The organism is Sphingomonas sp. BGYR3, assembly GCF_025153455.1.
Classification (GTDB): domain Bacteria; phylum Pseudomonadota; class Alphaproteobacteria; order Sphingomonadales; family Sphingomonadaceae; genus Sphingomonas.
The window spans coordinates 229629-252231 of the sequence record NZ_JANZNT010000002.1; the positions used below are offsets into that span (position 1 = coordinate 229629).

22 protein-coding genes are annotated in these 22603 nt (G+C 66.0%); 4 read left to right on the forward strand and 18 right to left on the reverse strand.

Translation table 11 applies throughout. The features are described 5' to 3' along the window. Nucleotides 1-57: 57 nt before the first annotated feature. The 8 genes from NYR55_RS12915 to NYR55_RS12950 all read right to left on the reverse strand — a co-directional run bounded on the left by NYR55_RS12915 (nucleotide 58) and on the right by NYR55_RS12950 (nucleotide 8156). Nucleotides 58-1602, reverse strand: coding sequence for a CpaF family protein (locus tag NYR55_RS12915; RefSeq protein WP_260021919.1), 1545 nt, complete (start codon nucleotides 1600-1602; stop codon nucleotides 58-60). A gap of 83 nt (nucleotides 1603-1685) precedes the next feature. Next, nucleotides 1686-2513, reverse strand: a complete 828-nt coding sequence (locus tag NYR55_RS12920) for a glycoside hydrolase family 16 protein (RefSeq protein WP_260021921.1) — start codon at nucleotides 2511-2513, stop codon at nucleotides 1686-1688. A 97-nt stretch (nucleotides 2514-2610) separates the two neighbouring features. Further along, on the reverse strand, nucleotides 2611-2862 hold the full coding sequence (locus NYR55_RS12925) for an ATP synthase F1 subunit epsilon (RefSeq protein WP_260021923.1): 252 nt from the start codon (nucleotides 2860-2862) through the stop codon (nucleotides 2611-2613). Nucleotides 2863-2991: 129 nt separating this feature from the next. Further along, on the reverse strand, nucleotides 2992-4464 hold the full coding sequence (gene atpD / locus NYR55_RS12930) for a F0F1 ATP synthase subunit beta (protein WP_279338863.1): 1473 nt from the start codon (nucleotides 4462-4464) through the stop codon (nucleotides 2992-2994). 24 nt (nucleotides 4465-4488) lie between these two features. Then, nucleotides 4489-5046, reverse strand: a complete 558-nt coding sequence (locus tag NYR55_RS12935; RefSeq protein ID WP_260021925.1) for a hypothetical protein — start codon at nucleotides 5044-5046, stop codon at nucleotides 4489-4491. Beyond that, complete coding sequence (locus NYR55_RS12940; RefSeq protein ID WP_260021927.1) at nucleotides 5046-5924, reverse strand: F0F1 ATP synthase subunit gamma; 879 nt, start codon at nucleotides 5922-5924, stop codon at nucleotides 5046-5048. Before NYR55_RS12940 ends, NYR55_RS12935 begins: the two co-directional genes overlap by 1 nt. Before the next feature lie 137 nt (nucleotides 5925-6061). Further along, nucleotides 6062-7591, reverse strand: coding sequence for a F0F1 ATP synthase subunit alpha (atpA, locus tag NYR55_RS12945; RefSeq protein ID WP_260021929.1), 1530 nt, complete (start codon nucleotides 7589-7591; stop codon nucleotides 6062-6064). A 10-nt stretch (nucleotides 7592-7601) separates the two neighbouring features. Continuing rightward, complete coding sequence (locus NYR55_RS12950; RefSeq protein WP_260021930.1) at nucleotides 7602-8156, reverse strand: F0F1 ATP synthase subunit delta; 555 nt, start codon at nucleotides 8154-8156, stop codon at nucleotides 7602-7604. Between the two features lie 176 nt (nucleotides 8157-8332). On the opposite strand from NYR55_RS12950, the gene NYR55_RS14955 reads away from it, so the two are divergent. Further along, the gene (locus tag NYR55_RS14955) at nucleotides 8333-8791 is read left to right on the forward strand and encodes a MarR family transcriptional regulator (protein WP_279338864.1); all 459 of its coding nucleotides are present in this window, start codon (nucleotides 8333-8335) and stop codon (nucleotides 8789-8791) included. Nucleotides 8792-8806: 15 nt separating this feature from the next. On the opposite strand, the gene NYR55_RS12960 is transcribed toward NYR55_RS14955, so the two are convergent. Further along, the gene (locus NYR55_RS12960; protein WP_260021931.1) at nucleotides 8807-10444 is read right to left on the reverse strand and encodes a glycoside hydrolase family 43 protein; all 1638 of its coding nucleotides are present in this window, start codon (nucleotides 10442-10444) and stop codon (nucleotides 8807-8809) included. Then, a complete protein-coding gene (locus NYR55_RS12965; protein ID WP_260021932.1) occupies nucleotides 10441-11883 on the reverse strand; it encodes an MFS transporter in 1443 nt (480 codons plus the stop codon). The genes NYR55_RS12960 and NYR55_RS12965 overlap by 4 nt, the downstream gene beginning before the upstream one ends. 150 nt (nucleotides 11884-12033) lie before the next feature. On the opposite strand from NYR55_RS12965, the gene ada reads away from it, so the two are divergent. Next, the gene (ada, locus tag NYR55_RS12970) at nucleotides 12034-13080 is read left to right on the forward strand and encodes a bifunctional DNA-binding transcriptional regulator/O6-methylguanine-DNA methyltransferase Ada (protein ID WP_260021933.1); all 1047 of its coding nucleotides are present in this window, start codon (nucleotides 12034-12036) and stop codon (nucleotides 13078-13080) included. Here the strand turns inward: ada and NYR55_RS12975 are convergent. Then, nucleotides 13077-13523: a MaoC family dehydratase gene (locus tag NYR55_RS12975; protein WP_260022385.1), complete on the reverse strand. Its 447-nt coding sequence runs from the start codon at nucleotides 13521-13523 to the stop codon at nucleotides 13077-13079. The genes ada and NYR55_RS12975 overlap by 4 nt on opposite strands. Nucleotides 13524-13661: 138 nt before the next feature. Here NYR55_RS12975 and NYR55_RS12980 point away from each other — a divergent pair, with 138 nt between their 5' ends. Together NYR55_RS12980 and NYR55_RS12985 are read left to right on the forward strand one after the other, a co-directional pair. After that, nucleotides 13662-14345: a DUF1013 domain-containing protein gene (locus NYR55_RS12980; protein WP_260021934.1), complete on the forward strand. Its 684-nt coding sequence runs from the start codon at nucleotides 13662-13664 to the stop codon at nucleotides 14343-14345. A 91-nt stretch (nucleotides 14346-14436) separates the two neighbouring features. Beyond that, complete coding sequence (locus NYR55_RS12985; RefSeq protein WP_260021935.1) at nucleotides 14437-15066, forward strand: glutathione S-transferase family protein; 630 nt, start codon at nucleotides 14437-14439, stop codon at nucleotides 15064-15066. 3 nt (nucleotides 15067-15069) lie between these two features. Here the strand turns inward: NYR55_RS12985 and chrA are convergent, their stop codons facing one another. The 7 genes from chrA to NYR55_RS13020 all read right to left on the reverse strand — a co-directional run bounded on the left by chrA (nucleotide 15070) and on the right by NYR55_RS13020 (nucleotide 22428). Then, complete coding sequence (gene chrA / locus NYR55_RS12990; protein WP_260021936.1) at nucleotides 15070-16251, reverse strand: chromate efflux transporter; 1182 nt, start codon at nucleotides 16249-16251, stop codon at nucleotides 15070-15072. Between the two features lie 126 nt (nucleotides 16252-16377). Then, nucleotides 16378-17271, reverse strand: a complete 894-nt coding sequence (locus tag NYR55_RS12995) for an RDD family protein (protein ID WP_260021938.1) — start codon at nucleotides 17269-17271, stop codon at nucleotides 16378-16380. After that, on the reverse strand, nucleotides 17264-18289 hold the full coding sequence (locus NYR55_RS13000) for a stage II sporulation protein M (protein WP_260021939.1): 1026 nt from the start codon (nucleotides 18287-18289) through the stop codon (nucleotides 17264-17266). The genes NYR55_RS12995 and NYR55_RS13000 overlap by 8 nt, the downstream gene beginning before the upstream one ends. After that, nucleotides 18286-19557 carry a DUF58 domain-containing protein gene (locus NYR55_RS15005; RefSeq protein ID WP_260021940.1) on the reverse strand — a complete coding sequence of 424 codons (1272 nt, stop codon included), beginning with the start codon at nucleotides 19555-19557 and terminating at the stop codon, nucleotides 18286-18288. The genes NYR55_RS13000 and NYR55_RS15005 overlap by 4 nt, the downstream gene beginning before the upstream one ends. Beyond that, nucleotides 19554-20510 (reverse strand): MoxR family ATPase, encoded by a 957-nt coding sequence (locus tag NYR55_RS13010; protein ID WP_260021941.1) that lies wholly within the window; start codon nucleotides 20508-20510, stop codon nucleotides 19554-19556. Before NYR55_RS13010 ends, NYR55_RS15005 begins: the two co-directional genes overlap by 4 nt. Beyond that, nucleotides 20507-21745: a hypothetical protein gene (locus tag NYR55_RS13015; RefSeq protein ID WP_260021942.1), complete on the reverse strand. Its 1239-nt coding sequence runs from the start codon at nucleotides 21743-21745 to the stop codon at nucleotides 20507-20509. Before NYR55_RS13015 ends, NYR55_RS13010 begins: the two co-directional genes overlap by 4 nt. After that, nucleotides 21745-22428, reverse strand: a complete 684-nt coding sequence (locus tag NYR55_RS13020; RefSeq protein WP_260021943.1) for a hypothetical protein — start codon at nucleotides 22426-22428, stop codon at nucleotides 21745-21747. Before NYR55_RS13020 ends, NYR55_RS13015 begins: the two co-directional genes overlap by 1 nt. Nucleotides 22429-22603 lie beyond the last annotated feature (175 nt).

Consider the following 22603-nt stretch of genomic DNA (forward strand, 5'->3'; position numbering starts at 1 on the left):
CCACCGCTTCCGATGCTGGTTAATGTCCCGTTCTGGGGGCGACCCCATGGGCGGGGATCAGAGGCATGCTTCCAGCAGCGCCTGGTCGAAACCGAACTGCTTTGCCTTGTCCAGCGTATAGGGGCGCAGGCCCATGGAGCGATACTCGCCGATGATCTTGCCGTCGGCGCTCTCGTCCAGATATTCGAACTTGAACAGTTCCTGCGTGACGATCACCGGCCCTTCCATCCCGATCACTTCGGTGATGTTGGTGACGCGGCGCGAACCGTCGCGCAGACGCTTGACCTGCACGATCAGGTCGACCGAGTCGGCGATCTGGCGGCTGATCGCTTCCTTTGGCACCTTGATGTCCGACATCATCACCATGTTTTCCATACGCGCGAGGCATTCGCGCGGGGAGTTGGAGTGAAGCGTCGCCATCGAGCCGTCATGGCCGGTGTTCATTGCGGCCAGGAGGTCGAAACACTCCGAGCCGCGAATTTCGCCGAGGATGATCCGGTCCGGCCGCATACGCAGCGCGTTCTTGACCAGATCGCGGATGGTCACTTCGCCCACACCCTCCAGGTTCGGCGGGCGGGTTTCGAGCGGCAGCCAGTGCGGCTGTTGCAGGCGAAGTTCGGCCGCGTCCTCGATGGTCAGCACGCGCTCGCCCGGATCGATCATCTTGGACAATGCGTTCAGCATCGTCGTCTTACCGGAGCCGGTACCGCCGGAAATCACGATGTTGAAGCGGCAGGCACCCGCTACCTTGAGCGCGGTCGCCATCTTGTCCGACATCGATCCGCCCTTGGCCATCATGTCCAGCGTGATCGGCTTGGCCGAAAACTTGCGGATCGAGATGGCCGTGCCCTTGAGGCTGAGTGGCGGCACGATGACGTTGACGCGGGATCCGTCCTTCAGGCGGGCGTCGGCGAGCGGCGTAGTCTGATCGACGCGGCGGCCGACCGAATTACAGATGCGCTGCGCGATCTGGAACAAATGTTCCTCGTCGCGGAACTGGATATTGGCCAGCTCCAGCTTGCCCTTGCGTTCCACGAACGTCTGTTCGGGGCCATTGACCATGATGTCGCTGATCGCCGGATCGGACAGCAATTCTTCAAGCGGACCAAGGCCAAGCAGTTCGTCGACCAGCACCTTTTCCAGCGCGAACTGTTCGCGCCGGTTCAGCGTCAGTTTCAGTTCGGCCAGCACCTCGCCGATGATCGGCCGGAATTCCTCGGCCAGTTCATCCTTGCCCAGCGTCGCGGCCGCTTCGGGATCGACGCGTTCAAGCAGGCGCGGCAGCACCTGTTCCTTGATGCGGTGGATCGAGCTTTCGAACCCCTCGACGCGGCTGTTGGCGGCATCGCCCGATGCGGACTGGCGCTCGGCCAGCCGCGCCATGGCATCGGCGTTGGCCATGCTGCTGCCGGGGGCGGGTTCGAACGGATCGGAAGCGGGCGGGGGCGCGACGGGTTCGGGAATGGACGGAAACTGTCCGGCCCCGTCCATGTCGCGTGAACCGGCGGGCGATCCCTGCATCGGGCGTGCGACGCCGAATGCAGGACGTCCCCCGGTGCCGCTGCCTCCGCCTGGTCCACTGCGTCGCCCGAATGCGCTCACGGTTACACTCTTATCCCGGTCGATAACGTTCAACCGGCAGGAGTAAGCGGCAACCGTTTAGAATTGACTAACCAAGGCCCCGGTCATTCCGGGCGGCGATAGTAGCGGACATACTCCACCTCCATCCGTTGCGGAAAGGCGGCATCGTCGATTCCCTTGCTGCCGCCCCAGGTGCCGCCGATGGCGATGTTGAGGATCAGGCGGAACGGCTTGTCGAACGGCCAGGTCGCCCGATCCCCCTTGCCGTCATTGTCGAACCGGAAATAGGGCTGGCCGTCCATCGCCATTTCGACCGTGTCCGGTGTCCAGGTAACGCTGTAATCGTGAAACGCAGAGCAGACGTCGGCGGAATTGACTGTGCCCGTCTTGTGCGTGTTGCGGATGTGATTGAACGCTTCGGTATGCACCGACCCGTGAATCACGCCGGGGGTGTGGCCGACATGTTCCATGATGTCGATTTCGCCCCCGCGCGGCCATCCCGCATCGCTGGCGACGGGCAGCATCCAGATGGCGGGCCAGGTGCCACGCGCACAGGGCAATTTGGCCCGCGTCACGACATGGCCGTAGAGCCAGTCGGTCGGCGCGCTGAGCAGCCGGGCTGAGGTATAGTTCTGGCCGCCGAAATCGGGGAAACGGGCGTTATCCAGCGTCTCCTTGTGCGCCTCGATGATCAGCTTGCCGTCCTCCACCCGCGCATTTTCGGGGCGGCTGGCGGCGTAATATTGCGCTTCCTCGTTATACCAGCCCTGTGCGTTGCGATGCGTATCATAGGTCCAGCGGGTTGCATCCGGCAGGCCGGGGGTGTCGAATTCATCGGACCATGCGAGGACATATCCGTTGAGCGGTTCCCCGGCGGCCGCAGCGGCGGGGGCAAGGGCGAGCGCGATCAGCGCAGCGGCACGTACCATCATATGAGCAGGATAGACCGTGGCAGCCGTGCGGCAAACGAAAAAGGGCCCAGGCAGATGCGGGGCCCTTTTCACAGGCGTGAAGCCGGGTATGCGGCGATCAGCCGGCCTGTTCGGCCAGCACGGTCAGGCCGCGCTCGTTCACCTCGGCAAAGCCGCCGCGGATCGGCAGAACCTCTGGCTCGCCGCGTTCGGTGCGGTAAATGGCAAGCTGGCCGTCGCGGATCGTCGACATCATCGGCGCATGCCCTTCCAGCACGCCGAAATCCCCTTCGCTGCCGGGGACGACGACCATGTGGACCTGTTCCGAGCGGAGCAGCTTTTCGGGCGTGACGAGTTCGAAGTGCAGCATGGTGGTTACCTTCTCCCTCTCCCGTCAGGGGAGAGGGTCGGGGAGAGGAGGTGTCGGAGAGCGGCTGGCACGGGGCACAGTCTCTCTCTCAACCCTCTCCCCCCGGAAGGGGGAGAGGGCTATTGGCAGTTAGGCGTCGGCAGCCAGCTTCTTGGCCTTTTCGACCGCCTGATCGATGCCGCCGACCATGTAGAAGGCTGCTTCGGGCAGGTGGTCATATTCGCCGTTCACCACCGCCTTGAACGACTTCACCGTGTCTTCCAGCTGCACGAATGCGCCGGGGATGCCGGTGAACACTTCGGCGACGTGGAACGGCTGCGACAGGAATCGCTGGATCTTGCGGGCACGGGCGACGGTCAGCTTGTCCTCTTCGGACAGCTCGTCCATGCCGAGGATGGCGATGATGTCCTGCAGCGACTTGTACTTCTGCAGGATCGACTGGACGGCGCGGGCGGTTTCGTAATGCTCCTGACCGACGATGCGCGGCTCGAGCACGCGGCTGGTCGAATCGAGCGGATCCACCGCCGGATAGATGCCGAGTTCGGAGATCGCGCGGTTGAGCACGGTCGTCGCGTCAAGGTGAGCGAACGAGGTGGCCGGCGCCGGATCGGTCAAGTCGTCGGCGGGCACGTACACAGCCTGGACCGAGGTGATCGAGCCCTTGTTGGTCGAGGTGATGCGCTCCTGCAGCGCGCCCATGTCGGTGGACAGGGTCGGCTGATAGCCCACGGCCGACGGAATGCGGCCGAGCAGCGCGGACACTTCGGCACCCGCCTGGGTGAAGCGGAAGATGTTGTCGACGAAGAACAGCACGTCCTGACCTTCGACATCGCGGAAATATTCGGCGATGGTCAGGCCCGACAGGGCGACGCGGGCACGGGCCCCCGGCGGCTCGTTCATCTGGCCATAGACCAGTGCGACCTTGGACCCTTCGGAAATGGCGTTACCGTCGGCGTCCTTGGCGATGACGCCCGCGTCGAGGAATTCGTGATACAGGTCGTTGCCCTCACGGGTCCGCTCGCCGACGCCGGCGAACACCGACGTGCCGCCATGGCCCTTGGCGATGTTGTTGATCAGTTCCTGAATCAGCACGGTCTTGCCGACGCCCGCGCCGCCGAACAGGCCGATCTTGCCGCCCTTGGCATAGGGGGCGAGCAGGTCGATGACCTTGATGCCCGTCACCAGGATGGCGCTGTCGGTCGACTGGTCGATGAACTCCGGCGCCTTGGCATGGATCGGCGACTTGAGATCGGTGGCGACCGGGCCGCGCTCGTCGATCGGCTCACCGACCACGTTCAGGATGCGGCCGAGCGTTGCCGGACCGACCGGCACGGAAATCTGGGCGCCGGTGTCGGTGACGGTCTGACCGCGGGTCAGGCCCTCGGTCGCGTCCATCGCGATGGTGCGCACGGTGTTCTCACCCAGATGCTGCGCCACTTCGAGCACCAGACGCTGGCCGTTATTGTCGGTTTCGAGCGCGTTGAGGATCGCGGGCAGCGCATTGTCGAACGTCACGTCGACAACGGCGCCGATCACCTGGGCGATGCGGCCGACATTGTTGCTGCCGGTGGTGGGGCGGGTCATTTCAGGCGCGGTTGCCATGGTTCAGTCCTCAGCTTGCGAAGGTCAGGCGGACGCGGACGGCGTCGGCGGGGTTAGGGTGACGGTGATGCTATCGCCCTTGGGCGCAACAGTGAAAGCGACGGCGCCGCCGATGGTACCACGGGCATCCTTGCCCGCGGCAACGGCATCGACCATCGCCGGATCGGCCAGATCGAACTGGGCCAGATAATCGCGCACCAGCATCGCTGCACGCTGGCGGGCGGCATCGGCATTGGCGGCATCCGACAGGACGACATCGAACCGGATGCGGTCGATGCGGTCGGCGGCCGGGCCGCTGGCGGCGAAATCGACCCGGTTGGGCTTTGCCGCTTCGGGTGCGGAAATCACGGCCGAACCGGTGCTGGCAAATCCGTCATCGACGGCCGCGAAATCGCCGGGTTTGAACCCGAACTGCCGGGCCGCGCCCGTGGCCGCTGCGGGCGCAGCGAACAACCGGTCGGGGCCGTTCAGCGCCGCAACCTCATTGGCCACCGCTGCCTCATTCTCAAGCACCGTCGGCTGCGGCTTGCAGGCCGACAGGGCGAGGATGCTGACAAGGGCAAGGGCGGCGGAGCGAACCATTACAGCGCCTCGGCACCCGAAATGATTTCGACCAGTTCGGTGGTGATCGCGGCCTGACGCTGGCGGTTATATTCGATGTTCAGCCGCTTGATGAGGTCGCCGGCATTACGCGTGGCATTGTCCATCGCGGTCATCTTGCTGCCCTGTTCCGACGCCGCGTTCTCGCGCATCGCACGATAGAGCTGGATCGCAACGTTGCGGGGCAGCAGATCGGCCAGGATCGATTCCTCGTCCGGTTCATATTCCACCACGGCGCCGCTGGTGTCGTTGGCGGCGGCGGCCGGTACCTTGACCGGCAGAATCTGCTGTTCGGTCGGCTCCTGCGTCAGCACCGTCTTGAACGTTGCATAGAACAGGTGCGCCACGTCGAATTCGCCGCGTTCGAACCGGGCGATCAGATCGTCGGCATAGGCCTTTGCCTCGACAAAGGTCAGCTTGCCCAGGTCACCCGGCTCGATCGAATGGATGATCAGGTCCCGATAGCTGCGGGCCAGCACGCCGCGGCCCTTGCGGCCGATGGTGTAGAACTGAACCGTCTTGCCGGCGGCGCGCAGTTCCTCGGCCCGGCGGCGGGCAGCGCGGGCGATGTTGGTGTTGAACGCACCGGCCAGGCCCTTGTCGCTGGTTGCGACGACCAGCAGATGCACCTGATCCTTGCCCGTGCCGGACAGGAGCAGCGGACCGCCCGACTGCTGGCCGACCTTTGCCGCCAGGCTGGCGACGACCGCCTCCAGCCGCTGGGCATAGGGGCGACCGGCCTCCGCCGCTTCCTGCGCACGGCGCAGCTTGGCGGCGGCGACCATCTTCATCGCCTTGGTGATCTTCTGGGTCGATTTGACCGACCCGATCCGGAGTTTCAGCGACTTGAGCGTTGCCATCTAGTTCGTCACCATCGTTCAACCGTCATGCCGAACTTGTTTCAGCATCCATCCCGCCACGATCCATGTCGCTTTGGGCACATCGGACCCTGAAACACGTTCAGGGTGACGGCAGGTTTGTTGCCGCCAGTCGTTGCTTACGCGAAGGTCTTGCCGAACGCGGTCAGCGCGTCCTTCAGCTTTGCCTTGCTGTCGTCGGACAGGTCCTTGCTGTCGCGGATCGCGGTCAGCAGGTCTGCCTGATTGGCGCGCATCCAGGACAGCAGGGCCGCTTCGTACCGGACTACGTCCTGCACCGCGACACCGTCGATAAAGCCGTTGGTGCCGGCAAAGATCGACACGACCTGTTCCTCGAACGGCATCGGGTTGAACTGCGGCTGCTTGAGCAGCTCGGTCAGGCGCGCGCCGCGGTTCAGCAGCTTTTGCGTCGAGGCGTCGAGGTCCGACCCGAACTGGGCGAAGGCGGCCATTTCGCGATACTGGGCCAGCTCCAGCTTGATCGAACCGGCGACCTTCTTCATCGCCTTGGTCTGCGCGGCCGAACCGACGCGGCTGACCGACAGGCCGACGTTGATGGCCGGGCGGATGCCGGCAAAGAACAGGTCGGTTTCAAGGAAGATCTGGCCGTCGGTGATCGAAATCACGTTGGTCGGGATGTACGCTGACACGTCGCCGGCCTGCGTCTCGATGATCGGCAGCGCGGTCAGCGAACCGGCACCCTGATCGTCGCTCATCTTTGCCGCACGCTCCAGCAGGCGCGAGTGGAGATAGAACACGTCGCCGGGATAGGCTTCGCGGCCCGGCGGACGACGCAGCAGCAGCGACATCTGGCGATAGGCAACGGCCTGCTTCGACAGATCGTCATGGACGATCACGGCGTGCATGCCGTTGTCGCGGAAATATTCGCCCATCGCGGTGCCGGTATAGGGCGCGAGGAACTGAAGCGGGGCGGGTTCCGACGCGGTGGCGGCGACGACGATGGAATATTCCATCGCGCCGTTTTCCTCCAGCTGGCGGACGATCTGCGCCACGGTCGAACGCTTCTGACCGACCGCGACATAGATGCAATAGAGCTTCTTGCTCTCATCCGTGCCGGCATTGACGCCCTTCTGGTTGATGAAGGTGTCGATGGCGACGGCGGTCTTGCCGGTCTGACGGTCGCCGATGATCAGTTCGCGCTGACCGCGGCCGACGGGGACCAGCGCGTCCAGCGCCTTGAGGCCCGTCTGCATCGGCTCGTGCACCGACTTGCGCGGGATGATGCCGGGGGCCTTCACCTCGACACGGCGGCGCTCGGTCGCCTCGATCGGGCCCTTGCCGTCGATCGGGTTGCCAAGGCCGTCGACCACGCGGCCCAGCAGACCCTTGCCCACCGGCACGTCGACGATGGTGTTGGTGCGCTTGACCGTGTCGCCTTCCTTGATCTCGCTGTCCGAGCCAAAGATCACGACGCCGACATTGTCCGCCTCAAGGTTCAGCGCCATGCCCTGAACGCCATTGGCAAATTCGACCATTTCGCCGGCCTGGACATTGTCGAGGCCGTGGATGCGGGCGATGCCGTCACCGACGCTGAGCACCTGACCGGTTTCCGAAACCTGCGCTTCGGTGCCGAAATTGGCGATCTGGTCCTTGATGACCTTCGAGATTTCTGCGGCGCGGATATCCATGACGAGTGCCTTAGCCTTTCATCGCGTGGGCGAGAGAATTGAGACGGGTGCGGATCGACGAATCGATCATCTGGCTGCCGATGCGGACGACCAGACCGCCCAGCAGGGCGGGATCAACGGAAAGATCGACGGCGACTTCGCGGCCCATGCGGATGCGAAGCTGCTGCTTCAGATCAGTGACCTGGGTATCGGTCAGCGGGTGGGCGGAGGTGACCTCTGCCGTCACTTCGCCGCGGTGATGCGCGGCAAGCTGGCCGAACGCGCGGATGATGCCGGGCAGGGCAGCCAGGCGGCGATTGTTCGCCAGCACGCCCAGGAATTTCGTGGTCACCGGGTCCAGGCCCAGCTTGGCTGCCACCGCTTCGACCGCTGCCATGCTGGCCGCGCGAGAGATCAGCGGGCTGGTGGTCAGGGCGGCGAAATCGGCCGATTCGGCCAGCACCGCCTTGATCGTGGCAAGGCTAGCCTCGACCGTTTCGATCGTCTTGCCTTCGCGGGCCAGACTGAACAGCGCTATTGCATAGCGCCCGTTCAACCCTGCCTGAAGTCCGCCGGAATGCTCCACGCGCCCTGGTTCCCCGATTGGTAAGATGAAAGGACGGAACGACCATGTCGTCCGCCCAAAGTCGCGCGGCCGTTAGCATCCGCCCGTGGCACGTGCAAGCGACTCCCGCCCTGTGGTTGACTAGGAAACTGTATTCGGCCAGTTTTCGGCAGGAAGATGCAACGGGAGGGGCAAGGATGACGGACGGTCCGGCGGCGCTGCACGATCATCACGGCCATTGGCTGCGGCTGGTGTCCGGTCATGTGTCGCATCGCTTTGCCCGCGCGATGGAGGCCGAGGGCGTGACCGTGGCCGAATGGGTCCTGCTGCGCGCGCTGCATGGTGCGGGTGCGGTGCCGCCCAGCGAACTGGCCGGGCGGATGGGGATGACGCGCGGGGCGATTACCAAGCTGGTCGACCGGCTGACGGCAAAAGGCCTGCTGGTTCGGGCACGGGGCGGGCGGGGCGACCGGCGCTATCAGACGCTGGCACTGACCGGGCAGGGCGCGGCGCTGGTGCCGGTGCTGGCGCGCATTGCCGATGCGACCGAGGCGGCGCTGTTCGGGGTGCTGAATGCACGGGATCGGCAGGCGTTGCTCCGCCTGTTGCAGACGCTGGTCGAACGGTGGGATGTGACCGCGCACCCCGTGGAATAGGTGCGGAATTGCTTCCTAGCCCAGCAGGGTCACGTCCGTGGCATAGTCCCTCTCGACATAATCGAACCAGCTGAAATCCGCCGACATTGCCGTACCCGCCATGTCCTGAGCCGCAACGCCCACGAAACATCCGGTGAAGTTGGGCGCACCGGGCGCCGTCGCCTCGTCCGACAGGATGCTGGCATCGAACAGTTCGGGCAGCCAATGCCAGACCGTTTCGCCGGCCGGACGCCAGGCACAGCGCAGCCTTTCGAAGTCGATCGTCATGCGCAGTTCCAGCGGCCCGGGTGGTACAGGCACCGGCTCGGAAAAGGCGTCGGCGGTGGTGCCGTCGGGCAGTGCGGACATGACGCGCAGATGCAGGCCGATGGCATCGTCATGCGTCAGGTGCAGATAGTGAAACTTTGCGCTGTTGTAATAAGCGACTAGCCCGGCCGCCTGCTGATAATGGGCGGGCGATGCGTCCATCCGCGTCGTGACGGTGACGCAATGCGCCTGCAGCCGCCGGGCGACCAGGGATTGCTCGAACAGGCTGCCGATCGATTCGCGCCCATAGAGGCGCAGATTTCCGGGTCGGGCGGATAGGGAGAAGATCCGCTCCGGATACGGTGTGCGCAGCCACTGGAAGTCCACCGGCAGGTCCGGCCCGCGGAAATCCTGTCGGACAGGCTGATCCGGCCAGGGCTGTTCGGGCAGGCCCGCCTCTGGCACCTCGACCGCCGGATCGCCGCTGCCGTCCAGCGTTTCCAGCCAGCTATCCGCCGTCCAGCGCATCGGCTGGATCGCGGTTTCGCGGCCCAGCATGCAGCGGCCGCGATTGGGGATCGGTCGCCCGCACAGATAGACCAGCCAGGGGGTGCCGTCCGGCGTCTCGACGAGGTCGGCATGGCCCGCCCGCTGCAACGGGGCATGGGGCCGGTCGCGTGCGGTCAGGATCGGGTTGTTTGGGGCTACTTCATAGGGACCGAGCAGGTCGCGTGACCGGGCCAGCGTGACCGCATGACCCCATCCTGTCCCGCCTTCTGCCGTGATCAGATAATACCAGCCGTCGCGGTGGTAGAGATGCGGTGCCTCGGTCAGGCCAAGCTCGGTGCCGGGGAAGATCAGGTGCCGTTCGCCGACCAGCCGCTGTTCGCCGGGCGCATATTCCTGTGCCACGATGCCCGCAAACCGGTTGCGGCCGGGCCGATGGTCCCATAGCTGGTTGAGGAACCATTTGCGGCCATCGGGCGCGTGGAACAGCGACGGATCGAACCCGCTGGAATTGATATAGACGGGATCGGACCAAGGCCCCTCGATGCTGTCCGCCGTTACCAGATAATTGTGGAAATCGCGCAAGCTCGCGCCTGATGCGCCCCCCACCGTGGTCCGCCCATAACGTTTGACATCGGTATAGATCAGCCAGAACCGCTCGCCGTCATGGGACAGGCACGGTGCCCACACCCCGCAACTATCGGGATCGCCGCGCATATCCAGTTGGCTTGCCCGGGTCAGCGGGCGGGTCAGCAGCCGCCAATGCTCCAGGTCGCGGCTTTGATGAATCTGGACGCCGGGAAACCATTCGAAGGTGGAGGTAGCGATGTAATAATCCTCGCCCACCCGGACGATCGACGGGTCTGGGTTGAAGCCCGGCAGAATGGGATTAAGGATCATGCCACGCCCTTTCGGCTATTTCGTGCCCGCGCCTCGATGGCGATGCCCAGCACCAGCAGCAGGGCACCGAATGCAAAGCCGACATAGCCCGCCACGCCCGCCGCATCGATCCCGGCAACCGCGCCCAGATAGGCGGTGGTCGCGCCGCCCAGCAGGATCGGCACGATCCCGCTTTCCCGCTGCACCGCGCCGGGCTTCACCACCATCGTCCACAGGATCGCAGCGGCGATCAGGTCGAACACGGCCAGCGCGATGAAGAACGGCTCATATCCGATACGCGTCACCAGCGCGCCGATCAGCAGGGTGAAAATCATCACGCCCAGATTGGCCATAGTCCCCGCCATGCCCGCCACCGTGCCCAGTTCGTCGCGGCGGAACAGGTCGCTGGCCAGCGTGATGCACGTGACCGACAGCACCTGATGCGCGAACGCCCCGATGCTGAGCAGGGCGACGGCGGCATAGGCGCTGGTCACGCCGCCAACGAACATCATGCTGGTCATCAGCACCGCACCCAGCGTGAACGTCCATCGGCGCGCATCTATCAGCGCAATGCCGCGCCGTTCCAGCCACAGGACGATGGCCGGTCCGACCAGGCATCCGATGTCCGCCGCGACAAAGGGCAGGATGACCGCGATCGCCAGCTCGCCAAGGTTCAGCCCGCGCGTCTCGCTGAGATAAAGCGGCAACCAGAAGGTCAGTGTCGCCCAGGTCGGATCGGCCAGAAAGCGGGGCAGGGCGATGCCCCAGAAGTTGCGGCGGCCGAGCAGTGCCAGCACCTTCGGCTTTTCGCCGCTGGCGCGCACATGCGCCTCCTGTCCCTGATCAATCAGCGCGCGTTCGGCATCGGTGACATTGGGGTGGGTTTCGGGCGTGCGATACCAGCGCAGCCACAGGACGACCCAGATCAGCGCCAGCACGCCGGCAACATAGAATGCCGCACGCCAATCCCACCAGACGATGGCGATGGCGACCAGCGGCCCGGCCAGCGCTATCCCCGCCGATGCGCCGAGGTTATAGATGCCGCCTGCAAAGCCGCGTTCGCGCGCTGGAAACCATTCCGATACGACCTTCAGCCCCAGAGTGTGGGATGTGCCCTCTGCAAAGCCCAGCGCGCCGCGCAGCAACGCCAGCCCCTGCCAGTTCGCCACCCAGCCATGCGCCATGGTCAGCACGCCCCATGCCGTGGCAAAGATCGCCATGCCAAGGCGAAGGCCGATGCTGTCGAGAATATAGCCGACCACGGGCTGCAGCATGATGAATGCCTGAAACACGCCGGTTACCCAGCTATACTCCTCCTTGGTCATCGGAACATCGGCCTGGAACGGCTCGGTCGCCACCGCGACGCCGAGCGTCTGACGGACCAGATAATTGATGATGGTGCCCAGCATCACGATGCCGATGATCCACCATCGCAGGCCCGTTATCCTGCGGCTCAGCATCCGCGATCCATCCCTCTCCGCGTCCGATTGGACTTGTTACCGCTAACCTGACGAAAGGAGGACGCGTTGGCAAGGCGGGAGCGCCAATCGCGTGGCTTTGATCGCAAGCCGCGGGATGCTTTGGGGATCGGGTCGGGCTAGGACGGGCACATGACGATGCACCCTGATCCCGATGACTGCTGGCAGGCGGTGGTCCGGCGCGACCGGGCGCGGGACGGGGATTTCGTGTTCGCGGTGGCCAGTACCGGGATCTATTGCCGCCCGAGCTGTGCCGCGCGCCGCCCGTTGCGGGAACGGGTCAGCTTTCATGCCGATGGTGCCGCCGCCCGTGCGGCCGGGTATCGCCCGTGCCGCCGATGCCATCCCGACGATGTGGCCCGCGATCGGGCGACGGTGCGTGCGGCGGCCGAACGCATCAGGGCCGCTGACGCCGCTGGTCCCGCCCCCTCGCTGACCGAACTGGCCGCGCAGGCGGGTTATTCGCCGGCCCATTTCCAGCGGTTTTTCAAACGGATCATGGGCATTTCGCCGGCCGCCTATGCCCGGTCGCTGCGCGGCGAGCGGATGCGGTCGGCGCTGATCGAGGAGGGAAGTGTGACCGATGCCATTTATGCCGCAGGCTATGGGGCGGCCAGCCGCTTTTATGCCGACGCGCCAGACCGGCTGGGCATGACGCCGTCCGCGTGGCGGGCGGGCGGAGCGGGGGTGACGATCCGCTGGACGATCGCGGCAACTTCGCTTGGCCCGCTGCTGATCGCGGCGACGGATCGCGGGCTGTGCCGGGTGGCGTTTGACGAGGATGCGACGGCGCTGTCCGCCCGGTTTCCGCGCGCCGACATCCTGCAGGGGGGCGAGGCGCTGTCCACGCTGGCGGCGCGGGTGGTGGCCGAGGTGGAGCGGCCGGGCAGCGACGCGGACCTGCCGCTGGATATTCGCGGGACAGCGTTTCAGGAAGCGGTGTGGCAGGCGCTGCGGGCGGTGCCATCCGGACAGAGCCTGAGCTATGCCGCGCTGGCCGCGCGCGCCGGGCATCCACAGGCGACACGGGCCACCGGATCGGCGTGCGGGGCGAACCCGGTTGCGGTCGTCATTCCATGCCACCGCGTCCGGCGCGGCGACGGGTCGCCGGGCGGCTATGCCTGGGGGCTGGATCGCAAGGCGGCGTTGCTGGCCCGTGAAGGCCGAGCGGAGGATTAGACCGGGCGGGTTCGCAGCAGGGAGATCGAAATGAAGCTGAGCACCGGCACATCGTCCTGATTGAACACGGTCATCTGCGTGCGCACGCTGCCCATTTCGGGACGACTGGCGGAAGGCCGCTTGTCCAGCACCTCCGTCTCGCAGCGCAGCGTGTCGCCCGGATAGACGGGTTTCAGCCAGCGTAGTTCGTCAATGCCGGCCGCGCCCAAAGATGCCTGCCGATCCTGTTCGAACTGTTCGACGATCATCGCCATGGTCATCGCGCAGCTGTGCCAGCCGCTGGCGGCGACCCGGCCGAAATGCGTCCCTGCCGCCGCTTCGTCATCCAGGTGAAAGGGCTGCGGGTCATAGGCGCGGGCAAAGGCGATCACATCGTCCCGATTGACCGCATATTGGCCGAAGCGGTGGGTTTCGCCGATCTGGATGTCTTCGAAATAGCGCATGAAATGAGTTTCGATCAAAAACCAATCCCGCGCAACCCTCAAATGCTTGCCCTTGCGGGGCAGAAGGATTAAGTCATCAGGGTCAGCGGCCATCCCGGAAGGGGTGGCCCTTGTTATTTCTAGAGGATTTTTGAAGAGATGGCCCAGCCGCTCATGCCGCACGCGACCGCCGCCTGGCTGGTCGACAATACAGCGCTCAGCTTTCAGCAGATTGCCGATTTCTGCGGCCTCCACATCCTTGAGGTGCAGGCGATCGCCGACGATACCGCCGCCACAAAGCTGACCGGCCGCGATCCGGTGCGCGCGCACGAGCTTACTCAGGACGAAATCGAAAAGGGTCAGGCCGATCCCAATTACCGGCTTCAGATGATGAAGGGGCCGGAACAGGTCCGCCGGACCAAGGGGCCGCGGTACACGCCGGTGTCCAAGCGGCAGGACAAGCCCGACGGCATCGCCTGGATTATCCGCAACCATCCGGAAATCAGCGACGGCGCGATCGGCAAGCTGATCGGCACGACCCGCACCACGATCGCCGCGATCCGCGACCGCAGCCACTGGAACATCGCCAACATCACGCCCAAGGACCCGGTGACGCTGGGCCTGTGTTCGCAGCGCGAGCTGGACGCACTGGTAGCCAAGGCCGCCAAGGCCGCGGGCATCGAGGCGCCGACCGACACCCGGCTGGAGGGCGACCGCGAGGCGCTGATCACCCAGCTGCGGGCCGAGCGCGAACAGGCGGTGCGCGATGCCGAACAGGCCGCGCTGGGCGAGCCGGAGGCGCAGACCCCGGCCAGCGCCTGGGACAGCGCGTTCAAGAAATAAGCGGGTTCAGAAAATAATGGCCTGACCGGCTTGCCCCGCCGATCGGCTGGGTTCATCCTTTGTTCCAATTCCCGAGTCGGAGGAGGAAGGGATGGCGGCCGATCTGATCCTGTACACCAACCCCCATTCGCGCGGGCGCGTCGCCCGCTGGGCGATGGAAGAGGTGGGCGAGCCCTATGACGTCGTCGTGCTCGATTACGAAACGACGATGAAGGGGCCGGACTACCTGGCGATCAATCCGATGGGCAAGGTGCCCGCGCTGGTCCATCGCGGCCTGGTCGTCACCGAATGTGCGGCGATCTGTGCCTATCTGGCCGACAGTTTTCCCGACAGGGGGCTGGGGCCGACGGCGGCGGAGCGGGCGGATTATTTCCGTTGGCTGTTCTTTGCCGCCGGACCGGCCGAGGCAGCGATCACCAACCGCTATGCGAAGTTCGAGCCCGATGCCGAGCAGGGCCGGATGTTCGGCTATGGTAGCTTCGACCGGATGGCCGAAGTGCTGGCCGATGCGGTCGCCACGCGCCCCTATATCGCGGGGGACCGGTTCACGCTGGCCGATGTGTATGTCGGCGCGCAGATCGGATGGGGCGTGCAGTTCGGCACGCTGCCCCGGCATGACAGTTTCGTCGCCTATTGGGACCGGCTGAAGGATCGCCCCGCCCATCGCCGCGCAGCGTCGCTGGACGACGAACTGGCGGCAAAGGCGAAGGCGGCGGGTTAAGCCTTACAGGGCGACCAGCGAACCGGCAGCCGCGCCCCCGGCGATCAGCAGCGGCGCAACCCAGCGCCCCTTGATCCGCCACACGATCGCCAGCGCGATCCCGAACAGCAGGATCGCCGGCACCGGCTGGCTGGTCCGGCCGGCAACCGTGAGGCCAAGGTCGATCAGCGTCGCTGCGATCACCCCGACCACGGCCGCAGCCACCCCGGCCAGCCAGCGGTGCAGCGCCGGATTGTCGACCAGCGACTCCAGCCGCTCGAAAAACACCAGCGAAAAGGCAAAGGCGGGCAGGAACATGCCCGCCGTGATCGCCAGCGCGCCCGCCATGCCGCCAGCGACATAGCCGGTAAAGGTTGCGAAGATGACCAGCGGTGCGGGCAGGATGTTGGCCACCGCCACCCCGTCCAGGAACGCCGCGTCGCTCAGCCAGCCGCGCTGGACCGTATCGGCGCGGACATAGGGGATGGCGGTATAGGCCCCGCCAAAGGTGAGCAGCCCGCCCTTCAGCCCCGCGATGAACAGGGCCAGCGTCGTGGCCGTCGATGGCGCCTGTGTCGGCCTTGCGCCGTCCATGCCATGCACCATCCATGCGGCCGCCACCGCCGCGATCAGGACCAGCGGCCACGCCCATCGCCGCTCGTCAGCGGCATAGGCCGCCCCGCCCGCCACCAGCGGGATCCAGAAGGGCACCCCCGCGATAGTTGCGGCAAGCGACAGCGCGGCGATGAGCCACAGCGGCCGGTTTTCCAGGATATGCCCGCCAATCCGCTGCACCGCGCGGGCGATGATCGCCAGCACCACGATCTGAACGCCCAGGAACAGCCCGGACAGCCCGTCGATGGTGCCAACCCAGCGATGATAGCTCCATGCCGCAGCCAGCATCAGGACAAGGCCCGGCAGCATGAAGCCAAGTCCGGCAAGCACGCCGCCGATCCGCCCGCGCGCAACCATGCCCAGATGCACGCACAGCTCATGCGCCTCCGGCCCCGGCAGCACCTGCATCACCGCGAGCAGGCGGTTGAATCGGGAGGGCGATATCCAGCGTTCCTCCTCGACCAGCGCCTGGCGGATCATCGCGATCTGGGCGACCGGTCCGCCAAAGGCGAGGCAGCCAAAGCGCAGGAACCGGAAAAACAACTGGCCAAGGCCGAGCGTGGTGGGGGTGACTGGACCGGACGAGTTCATGGCATGATCGCTCCCGCCGCAAAATGCGGCCTGATGGAGCGGCGCTTGGGCTGATGCCTGAACGGGCGACCGCATGGCCCGTGGGGATCGGATAGCACGGTCATTCAATCCCGCAAGCCGCCGGCGTCAGTTTGCGGCGTCGAACTTGTCCGCCTTGCGCTTGCCGAACAGCAGCTTGCGTTCCAGTTCCTGACGCAGCGCGGTGTAATAGGCGTCCAGAAAGGCTCGGTCCTGGCGGTCGTCGGGCCGGCCGATCTTGCGCCGGATGGTGGCGGCAACGGTGGTCAGCGCGTCGGCATCGCCTTGTCGCAGCAGATCCTCCAGCCGTTGCAGCTCATATTGGCCGTACACCGCCAGCTCGGCCGGGGTGAACGGCGCGATGGCGGTGCCCGATGGCCGCCGGTCGAGCAGTTCCGCGCCGATTTTCCGTCGCTCCGCCTCGACCACCCAGGTGCCCGCGATCAGATCGCCTGCCCGCATCCGGTCCCGGTTGAACAACGGAAAGAACAGGAAGATCAGCGTCCAGCCAAAACCGAACAGCGCGGCCCAGCCGCTGGAAAACCCCTCGACATGGGCGGCGGGGATCGAGCCCAGTGCCAGGAACAGCTCAATTTCGCGCATCATGTTGCGGGCGATCACCGCCCCGCTAGTCAGCCGCCCGCCATCGCGGCTGACGACGCGCAGCTTCATCAGCCGCTTGCCCGGCGTCGCCGCCCGCCGGCCGCTTTCGAACAGGATGAAATAGAAATTGCGCAGGACGAACGCGCCGATCATCCAGATCGCCAGCACGATGCCGCCCGCGCCTTTCATCGCGTTCAGCCCGGTGAGCAGGGCGATGACGGTAAAGACGATCAGCACGAACAGCATCACGATCAGGTCGAGGAAGAATGCCCCGGCCCGCGCACCCGCCGTGCCCAGCGTGATGTTGAGCGGCACGCCCTCTGGCGTCACGAGCCGCCGGGTGCGGGCCACATCGGTGGCGGCACGGCGGCGCGGGCGGGGCGGGCGACGATCAGCCATGCCGGACCCGCCGCCCGGCCAGTGCGAAATAGCCGACCCAGAAGGTGAACATGGACAGGGCGATGGCAAATCGCGCCATGTCGGTGCGGATCAGCTGCCGGCCGAATCCTTCCAGCAGGGCGGCGACCGCCATCATGATGACGACACCCATCATCACCGTCGCCGCCCGGCGCCCGGCAGCGGATGCTGCGGCCAGGCGGGTCAGCTCGCCCGGAAAGGCGACGGCCCGACCGATATGCAATCCGGCGGCCCCGGCCAGGACGATGCCGAACAGCTCAGTCGATCCATGGATCATCAGCCATCCGGTCAGACCCCAGCCCAGGCCGTGCGGGATATAGGCGGCATAGAATGCGCCCAGCGTCGTCGCGTTCGACGCGATCAGCAACAGCGTGGGGATGCCAAAGGCAAAGCCCAGGGCAAAGGCAAAGATCGAGACGCGGGCATTGTTGCTGAACAGGAACGCGGCGAACACCTCCAGCCCGCCCTGATCGGGTGCATCGTACAGGCTGGCCCGCATGGTCGCCGCGCTCGCGGTCATGTTGCGCTGATCGGCGAATTGCTGAGGGACCAGCGCGTCGAACCATGCCGGATCGTTGGCGACGAGATAATAGCTGGCGAGCGCGCTGGCGACGAACAGCGCGGTGATGATCAGGATTTCTGGCAGCAACCGGCGGACCATCGACGGCCAGCCATGGGCAAAGAAGCGGCCGATTTGACGCGGCCATGGCTCGCGTGTGCCGTACAGCACGAAATAGGCGCGGGTCGACAACCCCTCCAGATACGCAATCAGGGCGGCATCGAGCGAGGTTTCGCGCGCCACCGACAGCGCCGACAAGGTGGCGCGATACAGCCGCGGCAATTCGATCAGGTCATCCGGGCCAAGCCGTCGTGGCGACTTGCCCTCAACCAGGTCGAGCAGCCGTTCCAGCCGGTGCCAGTCCGCCTCCCGCTCCGCACGGAAATGCCGGCTGGTAAAGATGGACAGGGCGCGCGGCGGCGTGGCGGAGGTGTCGTTCATGCCCGTTCCCTGATCTTCAGATAGCGTTCGACCAGTGCCAGCGCCATGTCGTCCGGTCCGGCCTCGATCACGTCGATGCCCGACCGGCGCAGGCGTTCGGCAACGATACGCCGTTCGCGCAGCAGGGTGTGGGCGATGGTGGATCGGACCACATCGTCCGCCCGGTTCGGCGGTTGATCGACCACGGTTTCCAGTTCGAGGTCGCGGAACAGCAGCACCAGTACCCGGTGCCGCCGCCGGAGCCGCTGAACCGCCGCCAGCATTAGTTCCGCGCCGGTCGGATCGGCAAATTCGGTGAACAGGATGATCAGCGACCGCCGTTCCAGCCGCTGATCCAGCGTAACCAGCGACAGGGTGAAATTGCTTTCATCGGTGCCGTAATCGATGGCGGCGGCGGCACGGTGCAGTTCGGAAAAGCCGCGCGTGCCGCCCTGTGTCCCGCTGTCCGCCCGGGGGCGGGCGGCAAAGCCGAACAGGCGGGCACGGTCGCCTGCCTTCAGCGCGACGAACCCGGCCAGCAGTGCGGCGGACACTGCCCGATCGATGCGCGGCACATCGCCCACCGGGTCGCTCATCGCGCGGCCCGAATCGATGGCAAAAACGACGACATTTTCCCGTTCCGGCCGATATTCGCGGGCCAGCAGCGCGTTCAGCCGGGCCGACGCCTTCCAGTCGATGGCGCGGCGCGCCATGCCCGGCTGAAAATCGGTAAGCGTCTGAAATTCCATGCCGTCGCCCGCTTCTGGGCGCAGGCGATTGCCCGCCTGGCCAATCCGCTGAACCTGGCGCATCCCCTGATCCCGGACCGGCGTCAGGTCGGGCAGGATCAGGATGTCGCGATCGGCGTCCCGCACCGCCTGTCGCCAGGCAAGGCCGAGCGGGCCGGGGCGGCGCGCCCAGATGCGCCGGATCGACGCGGTGCCGCGCCGGGTCAGCCGCACGCGGGTGCCGGCATGGTCAACCGGCTCTGCCGGGCCTGTTGCCTCAACGGCAAAGGTGGTGGCGGCATCGTCGGCCCCCTGCGGCCCGGCAATGCGGGGCGACAGGTCGATCACCTCGCCCACCTGTGCCGTTGCAGGGGCATCCAGCACGAATTGCTGGCCGGCAAACCGCCGCGTGACCAGCCCGTCCATCAGCGTCAGCGCCATCAACAGCACGACCCAGGCCATGCCGATCATCCACCCGTCGGGCCGCACGATCCCGATCAGCAGCGCCACCGGCGCCGCTGCCACCATCAGGATCACCGCCCGCTGGGTGGGATAGATCACCGGGGCGCCTCGACGCTGTCGATGATCCCGGCGATGATGTCGTCCACCCGGCGGCCGTCGATTTCGGCGGCGGGGGACAGGATCAGGCGATGCCGCATCAGCGCAGGCGCCAGCCGCTTTACATCGTCGGGCAGCACATAATCGCGCCCCTCCAGCGCCGCCGCAGCGCGCGCCGCGCTGGCCAGCGCCGATGCCGCACGCGGCGATGCGCCGCTGGACAGATCGGGATGGTTGCGCGTCGCACGGATCAGGTCGACGATATAATCGATCGCCGTTTCCTTCAGCGTCACGGCGGACACCGCATCGACGGCGGCTGTGATGGCGGCATGATCCGCCACCTTTTCCACCCCAATATCCTCGGCACGCGGGGTGCCGGTGCGCACGCCATATTGGGCGACGATCGCGCGCTCCGCCTCGATGCCCGGATAGTCCACCGACACCTTGAACAGGAACCGGTCGAGCTGCGCCTCGGGCAGGGGATAGACGCCCTGTTGTTCGATCGGGTTCTGCGTCGCGATCACGGTAAAGCGGTTGGACAGCGGCTCTGTCTTGCCGTCGATGGTGATGGCGCGTTCCTGCATCGCCTCCAGCAGCGCGGCCTGGGTCTTGGGCGGCGTGCGGTTGATCTCGTCCGCCAGCAGCAGTTCGCAGAACACCGGCCCGCGCGTCAGGTTGAACGTCGATGTCTGGAAATTGAACAGGTTCGATCCGATGATGTCGCCGGGCATCAGGTCGGGCGTGAACTGGATACGGCCGAAATCCAGGCCGAGCGTGCGGGCGAAACTTTGCGCCAATAGTGTCTTTGCCGTCCCCGGCGGTCCTTCCAGCAGGACATGGCCGGCGGAAAACAGTGCGATGGTCATGAACCGGACGATGGCCGATTGATCGACCACCGCCTTTGCCACCTGTTCGTCGATCGCGGCGCCAAGCTGGCGCACTTCCTCCAGGGTCATCGGGTCACGTTCCTTCGCCAGTCATGAAGCGCCTGTGCCGCATCCAGCAGCTCAGGCTCGGTCTGCGCCGCGGCGATTGCGCTGCGCAGGGTGGAATAGGGTCGCTCGCCATCGGGCGACAGGCTGTCCAGATACGCCTCGACCTCCGCATCGGTCAGCATCCGGCCGGGCCGGGCGCGGCGCAGCACGATATCGCGCATCGCATCGGCATAGGCAGCGCCGCTGGCCACGGTGCGCCCGGCCAGCCGGGTCAGCATGGCAACCGTGTCGATCAGCGCCAGCTTGCCCGCGGCAAAGGCCCGCTGTTCGCGCCGGGGCGGGCCAAACCGGTTGGCCGTGGCCATGCCCGCCAGCACCGCCCCGCCAATCAGCGCCAGCGTCACCGCCAGAAAGGGCGGCGTGAACATCAGTTTCAGGACGTTGCGCTCGCCAGCGGCGTAGAGCAGCGTCACGTCGAACGCGACGCCGCCGGGATCGTCGGGGTGCATCAGCGCCAGCATCTCCAGCGCGGCACGGGCATTGTCGCGGCGGCTCAATCCGAAATTGTTGAACAGGTCGGGGTCGGCGGCGACGAAGATGTCGCGGCCCTTCACCTTGGCGATCAGCGCGCCGCCGCTGCGCGCCTCGACCACCGGTTCCAGATTGCTGCCGGTTATCGTCTGAATGGCCCGCTCCGGCGGCTGGAACGTGCTGCGCGCGCCGTTCCACACCGTGCGGATCGGCTGGGACGGCTGCTGCAGCACAGAGACCTTGCCGAACAGCGGGGGCAGCATTGCCGTCAGCCGCTTGGTTTCAACCAGGCCAGTGCGCGTCACCCGGTCGCGCAGCAGGGGGATGCCCGTCACGGTCCATTTGGGCAGGATGATCAGCGTCGGCCCCTCGACATTCTGCTCGGCATCGTCGTCATAATAGGTCCGCCGGGTGATCAGCGCTGCGACATCCTCTGCCCGGGTGTCGATCCGCGGCGTGGCGACCACGATGTCGGAGGTATAAAGGTCGTCCGCCTTGCCGACGACGACCCGATCATAAGGGCCGGTCGCCTCGGTCAATTCCATCAGCGCGTGAAAGCCGATGCCGTTGCGGGCATCGGCCCGCGCCTGAAGCCCGATCGCCCGGTCGATATCGGCACCGAACCCGGTCAGCAACAGCGTCGCCAGCGCGAGCAGCGCGCCGACCACCACCATCGCAACGACGGTGCGGACGGAAAAGGCAGGGGCGGTGCCGGTTGCTGCCATCACGCGCCCTTCAGCGCAAAGCGGGCATAATCGCCCCGCGCGCTTTCCCAATCGGACCGGGCGAGCGCACGTCCGGCAAACAGGCTGCGTTCGACGACGGCGACGATCCGGCCGAATACCGGCCGCGCCTCACCCGGCAGCGCGTCGAGTGCGGCGATATCGCGGCTGGTCTGGGACGGGCGCACCAGTTCGCCGCGCCATCGCTGAATATCCTCGATGCTGCGGTGAAGCAGCAGGCGCACCGCCTCTTCATACCGCCCGGCCGTGGCGAGCGCGTCCGCTTCGGCCAGCAACTGCCGCGCCGCGTCGGTGGTGGGCGCCCAGTGGACCGGTTCGGCCGCCTGTGCCCGCCGCCGGCGCAGATAGACCAGTTCCTTCAGCCACTGGCGCAGCGAGGGTACGGCGACCACGATCAACAGGACGATCAGCAGCGCCAGCACAATCCAGAACAGCCAGGACCACACCGGGCCCGCCCACTCCATGAACCGCCCGATCGCGCCGATCAGGTCGAGCAGCCATTTGGGCGGGGGATCGGGCTTTACCTCCTTGAACGGCAGGTCGAACTGGATGCTGGGATCGGCGCGCACGCGGTCATAGGCGCCATCGAATCGGGCCGGATCGGGAAACGGGGCGGGGGGCGCCGGGGCCGCTTGCGTCACATCGGGCGCATTGGTGACGGTCATTAACGCGGCTGTCCCCCGGCGCTGCGACTGTCGCAGCAACCTTGCCGTTTTATTGGAGCAAATGAACGATTTACACGCAATGCTTTTCGCGCCAGCTTCGCACTACCTAAACATGACGGCCGCGATCAGACCGGCCGCTTGGGGAACAGGGAGTAGATCGGGGTGCTTAACAAAA